Below are 5359 nucleotides of genomic sequence, written 5' to 3'. Positions count from 1 at the left end.
GAGCGCCGGGTGTGGCCCGACCTCGACCAGGTGCGTCACGCCTTGGGCAGCCAGGGTGGCCAGGCCGTCGGCGAAGCGGACGGTTCCCCGGACATGCCGGACCCAGTGCTGGGGGTCGGTGAGGGTGGTGGCGATGTCCCCGGTGAGGTTGGTGACGACCGGGATTCGGGGTTCGTGGTAGGTCAGGCTTTCTGCGATGGCGGCGAACTCGTCCAGGATCGGATCGAGGTGCGCGGAGTGGAAGGCGTGGCTGACCTTGAGGCGGGTGGTGCGGAAGCCGCACTCGCGCAGGGCTTCTACCTCGTCGGCGTCACCGGAGACGACCACGGAGCCGGGGGTGTTGACCGCTGCGATGGAGACTCCGGCGGTCAGCAGTGGCAGGACTTCGGCTTCGGATGCCTGGATGGCCAGCATCGCGCCGGGGGTGGTGATCGACTGCATCAACCGCGCCCGAGCAGCCACCAGTTTCACGGCGTCGTCCTCGCTGAGCACACCGGCGACGTGCGCAGCGGTGATCTCGCCCAGCGAGTGTCCAATAAGGACAGACGGGGTGATGCCGAGTGATTCCAGCAGCCGGTAAAGGGCGACCTCCAGTGCGAAGAGGGCGGGCTGGGTGTTGGCGGTGTCGTGCACCGCCTCGCTGAGTGGCAGGTCCAGGCCGAACTTCGCGCAGAGCCGGGTGAAGGTCTCGGCGAAAGCTGGGTAGCGGAGGAGGTCTGTGCCCATGCCAGCCCATTGCGAACCCTGGCCGGAGAACATGAAAGCCACGGTTTCCGGGGTGGTGGCGACTTGCGCCGCTGCGTCCAGGCCAGCCGCGCGGTGCTCAAAAGCGGTGCGGGTGGTGGCCAGCGCGTGGGCGACCGCGGCGCGGTCAGCACCGGCGGCCAGCAGCGCGCGGACCTGCTCGGCCTGAGCGTGCAGGGCAGCCTCGGACCGAGCGGAGAGCAGCAGCGGGATCGGCTCACCTTCCCCAGCGGGAACGGGTTCAGGGTCCGGTCCCTGTTCGAGGATGAGGTGGGTGTTGGTGCCGCTGATGCCGAAGGAGGAAATCCCGGCCCGGCGGGGACGGTCCACTTCCCACGGCTGGGACTCGGTGAGCAACGCGATGCTGCCGTCCCAGTCGACGTGGCTGGAGGGCGTCTGGGCGTGCAGGGTGGCGGGCAGCTGTCCATGCCGCATTGCCATGATCATCTTGATCACGCCGCCGACACCGGCCGCGGCCTGGGTGTGACCGAGGTTGGACTTCAGCGAACCCAGCCAGAGCGGTGAATCCTGGTGTTCGGGGCCGTAAACCTCGTGCAGCGCCTGGGCTTCGATGGGGTCGCCAAGGCGGGTACCGGTGCCGTGAGCTTCCACGGCGTCGACCTCACCGGGAGTGAGCCCGGCATTGGCCAAAGCCTGGCGGATGACTCGTTGCTGAGCCGGGCCGTTGGGCGCGGTCAGGCCATTCGACGCACCGTCCTGGTTGATCGCGCTGCCCCGGATCACTCCGAGGATGCGATGCCCGTTGCGCTGGGCGTCAGAGAGGCGTTCCAGCACCAGCAGGCCGACGCCCTCGGACAGACTGGTGCCGTCCGCGCCCTCGCCGAAGGCCTTGCACCGGCCGTCCGCGGCCAGGCCCCGCTGCCGGGAGAACTCGATGAAGGTCGCCGGAGTGGACATCACCGTCACGCCACCGGCCACGGCGAGTCCGCATTCGCCCTGCCGCAGCGCCTGGCTGGCCAGGTGGATCGCCACCAGCGACGAGGAACAGGCCGTGTCCACGCTCACCGCGGGACCCTCGAAGCCGAAGGTGTAGGCGATCCGGCCGGAGGCCACGCTGGGGTAGCTGCCGTTGCGCAGGTAGCCCTCCAGCTCGGGCCGCACCTCGGTCAGCCGGGAGGCGTAGTCGTTGTACATCACGCCGACGAACACACCGGTCCGGCTGCCGCGCAAGGACTCCGGCACGATCCCGCTGTGCTCCAGCGCCTCCCAGGTGGTCTCCAGCAACAACCGCTGCTGCGGATCGGTGGCCAGGGCCTCGCGCGGGCTCATGCCGAAGAACTCCGCGTCGAAACGGTCGGCCTGGTGGAGGAAGCCGCCGCGGGTGGAGGTCACCGTGCCGGGGTGGTCGGGGTCCGGGTCGAACAGGGCCGCCGGGTCCCAGCCGCGGCCGGCCGGGAACTCGTCGATGACATCCGCGCCGGAGGCGACCAGGCGCCACAGGTCCTCCGGGCCGCGCACACCGCCGGGGTAGCGGCAGCCGATGCCCACCACCGCGATCGGCTCGTCCGCGGCGGTCACCACCGGGGCCGCCGCCGGGGCCGCACCCGCGACCTGGGAGGCCAGGTGGCGGGCCAGGGCGGCCGGGGTCGGGTGGTCGAAGACCAGGGTGCTCGGCAGTTTCCGCCCGGTGGCCTCCTGCAGGCGGTTGCGCAGTTCGACCGAGACCAGGGAGTCGAAGCCGAGGTCCTTGAACGCCCGGCTTTCCTGGACCTCGGCGGGGTCACCGTGACCGAGCACGGCGGCCACGTTGGCGCGCACCAGGTCCAGGACCGCCGCGAGCCGGTCGGCCTCGGGCAGCGCGGCCACCCGCTCGGTCCAGGACAGGCCCGCGCTCCCGGTGGCGGCCTTGCGGAGCTGGCGGGGCAGCAGGCCGCGCAGCACCGGCGGCACCGCCTCGGGCCGCACTCCGGCCAGCCGCCAGGCCGCGGCGACCACCGCGGGCTCCTCCCCCGCCACCGCCCGGTCGAGCAGGGACAGCACCTGTTCGGTGCTCGCCGCGACGATGCCGGAACGCCCCATCCTGGCCACATCGGCCGCGCTCATCTGCCCGGTCAGGCCGCTGCTCCCGGCCAGCAGTCCCAGAGCGACCGACAGCCCGGTCTTGCCCTCGACCCGCCGCAACGCGATGAGGTGGTCCAGGGCGTCGTTGGCCGCGCCGTAGTTGGCCTGCCCGCCCGCGCCCAGCACGCCGACCACGGAGGAGCACACCAGGAACAGGTCGAGCTCACCGGTGAGCCGGTGCAGGTTCCACGCGCCGGCCACCTTCGGCGCGAACACCCGCGCCACCCGCTCGGCGGTCAGCCCGGTGAGCACCGCGTCGTCCAGCACACCCGCCGCGTGCACCACACCGCGGACGTCGAACCCGGCCAGCGCCTCGGCGAGCTCGGCCTCATCCGCCACATCGCAGGCCCGCACCGCGACCACGGCCGCGCTCAGCTCCGCGACCAGTTCGGCCGCACCAGGCGTGTGCATGCCACGACGGCCCAGCAACACCAGTTCCCGGACGCCCCAGGCCGACACCGCGTGCCGCGCGATCTCAGCGCCCAGCCCGGTGAGCCCGCCGGTGATCACCAGCGCGCCGCCGCGCCAGGCGAAGGGCTCGGCCTCGCCGGACAGCCGCACCAAGCGCGGGAGCTGGACCTGGCCGTCGCGCACCCGGCACTCCGCCTCCTCGCCCAGCGCGCCAAGGACCTCGGGCAGTGGCACCGAGTCGTCCGTGTCCACCAGCAGGAACCGGCCAGGGTGCTCGACCGCCGCCGAGCGCACCAGGCCGCGCAGGCCACCGGCGTCGGCCGGGCCACACACCACGGCCAGCGGCCCGGTGGCGCCGTCGAGGCGTTCCCGCAGGGCCACCAGCACCCGGTTGACCAGCTCCTGCACCGCCTCGGCCCCGGTCAGCGCCGGGTCCCGCCGGACGCGCAGCTCCTCGAACCCGGTGGCCGGCGCGCCGGCGCCGACCGGCTGCCAGTCCACCCGCAGCAGCGGGCCGCCGGGGGTGGCCAGGCGCGCGGGGTCGATCTCGCGCAGCACCAGCTCGTCGACGGTGAGCACCGGTTCGCCGGTCTGGTCCGCCACCTGGAGGGCGTTGTCCTTGACCCGCACCCGGAGAGCGGTGGCGCCGGTGGCGTGCAGCCGCACCCCGGACCAGGCGAAGGGCAGGCGCATCCCGGTGCCGCCGAGCACCACCGGGTGCAGGGCCGCGTCCAGCAGCGCCGGGTGCACCGCGAACCCGTCCGCACCGGCGGTGTCCGGCAGCTGGATCTCCGCGAACAGCTCGTCCGCGCGCTGCCAGAGCGCGGTGAGCCCCTGGAAGGCGGGGCCGTACTCGTAGCCGAGCTCGGCCAGCCGCGGGTACACCTCCGCCAGCGGGACCGCAACGGCCCCGGCAGGCGGCCACTCGGTCAGTCCGGCACCGGAGTCCGTGCCCGCGGAGACCAGGCCGGTGGCGTGCCGGACCCAGTCCTGCTCGCCGGTGCGCGCGTAGACGGCCACCGCGCGGGGTGTGCCGGGAGCCTCGGCGCTGACGCTCACCTGGACCTCGGCCGGTCCGGTGAGCGGCAGCGGGGACTCGATGGTGAGCTCGTCCAGGGTGTCGCAGCCGATCCGGGTGGCGGCGCTGAGCACCAGGTCGACGAAGGCGGTGCCGGGCAGCAGCACCGTGCCGTGCACGGCGTGATCGGCCAGCCACGGGTGCTCGGCGCGCGAGATCGTGCCGGTGCACACCAGACTGCCGTCCGCGGCCAGCTGGAAGTCGTTGTGCAGCAAGGGGTGCGTCGAGCCCCGGCGACTGGTCGGCGCGGTCAGCCAGTACCGCTCGCGCTGGAACCGGTAGGTCGGCAGGTCGATGTGCGGTTCCCCGGCCGCACCACCGGCCAGCGCGCTCCGGTCCACGGCCAGGCCGCGCACGTGCGCCTCGGCGGCGGAGCGCAGGAAGCGGTCCAGGCCACCGTGGTCGCGGCGCAGGGTGCCGAGCGCGAAGGCCTCGGCCCCGGCCTGCTCGATGCTGTCCTGCATGGCGTGGGTGAGCACCGGGTGCGCGCTGATCTCCAGGAACGCGCCGGCACCCTGTCCGGCCAGCTGCTCGATCATCGGTCCGAAGTGGACGGTCTGCCGCAGGTTGCGGTACCAGTAGCCGGCATCCAGCTCGGTGCCGTCGAGCAGGGTGCCGGTCACCGTGGAGTAGAAGGGAATCGCGGCCGGACGCGGGCTGATCCCGGCCAGCAGGCTGCCGAGCTGGTCCCGGATGCCTTCGACGTGGTGGGAGTGGGAGGCGTAGTCCACCGGCACCCGCCGATGCCACACCTCTTCCCCGGCGCACCACCCGGCCAGCTCGTCCAGGGCCGCGGCATCACCGGAGATCACCACCGAGCGGGGCCCGTTGACCGCGGCCACCGACAACGCCCCGCCCCACCGGCTGATCCACTCCCCGGCCTGCTCCGGGGTAGCGGTCACGGTGAGCATCCCGCCCAGACCGGCCAGTTCCGCACTGATCACCTGAGCTCGCAACGCCACCACCCGGGCGGCGTCCTCCAGCAAGAGAGCCCCGGCCACACAGGCCGCGGCGATCTCACCCTGGGAGTGGCCAATCACCGCG

The 5359-nt window shown here is 73.0% G+C and carries 1 protein-coding gene; it reads right to left on the bottom strand.

Annotated elements, in window-relative coordinates; translation table 11 throughout:
• The coding region (locus M8C13_RS44215; protein ID WP_252486851.1) for a type I polyketide synthase at positions 1 to 5359 on the bottom strand (5359 nt) is incomplete at both ends.

The sequence above is a fragment of the Crossiella sp. SN42 genome, assembly GCF_023897065.1.
Lineage (GTDB): Bacteria > Actinomycetota > Actinomycetes > Mycobacteriales > Pseudonocardiaceae > Crossiella.
Note: the sequence above shows the minus strand (reverse complement) of the source record. Positions and strands in the feature narration are given on the sequence as shown.